This window comes from Geodermatophilus sp. SYSU D01176 (assembly GCF_054050015.1).
Map to the genome: position 1 here is coordinate 1 of NZ_JBJGYN010000110.1, position 1,796 is coordinate 1,796.

The window sequence follows — 1,796 nt, forward strand, 5'->3', positions numbered from 1 at the left end:
CTGCGGAGGAACGGTCAGGCCGGTCACCGGGGTCCGGTGGTTGCCGCCGGGGCCGGCCGGCACCCGGCCGTCCGGCTCGGGCCGCCCCGGGGCCTGCGCCCCGGCCGCGGCGCCGGGCGCACCGGCGCTGGGGGCGGGCTCCACGACCAGGACGAAGTCGTCGCCGTGCCGGCTGATCCCGTCCACGACGGCCTGCTCGATCGCCACCGTGGCGTAGTTCCCGCGCAGCACGATCGGATCCCGGCGCAGGTCCCGCACCAGGCTCACCGCCATCGCCGCCATCACCAACGCGAACGGCAGCGCCGCGATGATGGTCAGGTTCTGCAGCCCGGTCAGCGCCGCCCCGTCCTCGCCCAGCAGCAGCATGATCGCCGCCACCGAGCCCATCACCACACCCCAGAACACCACCACCGAGCGGCTGGGCTCCAGCGTGCCGCGCTGGGACAGCGACCCCATCACGATCGACGCCGCGTCCGCCCCGGACACGAAGAAGATCGCCACCAGCAGCATCACCAGCACCGTCGCGGCGGTGGCCAGCGGATACTGCCCCAGCACCGCGAACAGCTGCCCCTCGGTGGTGCCCTGCCCGGCGACGTCCACCCCGCCGCGCTGAGCGGCGATCCCCGCCCCCCCGAACACCGCGAACCACAGCAGGCTCACCAGGCTGGGCACCAGCAGCACCCCGGTGACGAACTGCCGGATGGTCCGGCCCCGGCTGATCCGGGCGATGAACAACCCGACGAACGGCGTCCAGGAGATCCACCAGGCCCAGTAGAACACCGTCCAGCCGCGCAGCCACGCCGCCATCGCATCCCCACCGGTGGCCTCGGTGCGCGCGGCCATCTCGCCCAGATCGGAGAAGTAGCTGCCCACCGCGTCGGGCACCAGATTGAGGATGAACACCGTCGGACCGGCGACGAACACGAACACCGCCAGCAGCAGCGCCAGCACCATGTTGGTGTTGGACAACCACTGGATCCCGCGGGCGATCCCGGACACCGCCGAGGCCACGAACGCCGCGGTCAGCACCGCGATGACCGCCACCAGCACACCGTTGCCCAGCTCCCCGGCCCAGCCCAGCAGCTCCAACCCGCTGCCGATCTGCAGCGCCCCCAGCCCCAGTGAGGCCGCCGACCCGAACAGCGTGGCGAAGATGGCCAGCACGTCGATCGCCCGCCCGGCCGGCCCCGAGGCCCGCCGCTCCCCCAGCAGCGGAATGAACGCCGAGCTGATCAGCTGCCGCCGCCCCCGCCGGAACGTGCCGTAGGCGATCGCCAGCCCCACCACCGCGTACATCGCCCACGGATGCAGCGTCCAGTGGAACAGCGTGGTCGCCATCGCCGTCTTGATCGCCTGCGCCGACTCCGCCTCGGTGGTCAACGGCGGCGGGGCGACGAAGTGCGACAGCGGCTCGGCCACCCCGAAGAACATCAACCCGATGCCCATGCCCGCGCTGAACATCATCGCGATCCACGAGATCGTGCGGAACTCCGGCCGCTCATCGTCCCGGCCCAGCGGAATCCGCCCGTACCGCCCCGCCGCCAACCAGATCACGTACACCACGAACGCCGACGCCAACAGCACGAACAACCAACCCAGATTGCCCGTCACCCAACCCAGCACCGAACCACTCACGCTGCCCAACCCCGTCGGGCTGGCAAAACCCCACACCACGAACCCCAACGCCATCACCGCAGCGATCGCGAACAACACCCGATCCACCGCCCAGTGCCGATCCGCAACACACGGCGGCGGCTCCGCGATCGCCGGATGCGTCCCACTCACCGACACATCCG

At 71.4% G+C, this 1,796-nt stretch carries 1 protein-coding gene; it reads right to left on the reverse strand.

Annotated features, from left to right (window positions below):
- Positions 1-1,791, reverse strand: a 1,791-nt coding sequence (locus tag ACI78Z_RS24935; RefSeq protein WP_457039224.1) for a BCCT family transporter, incomplete at its 3' end; no start/stop codon positions are given.
- Positions 1,792-1,796 lie beyond the last annotated feature (5 nt).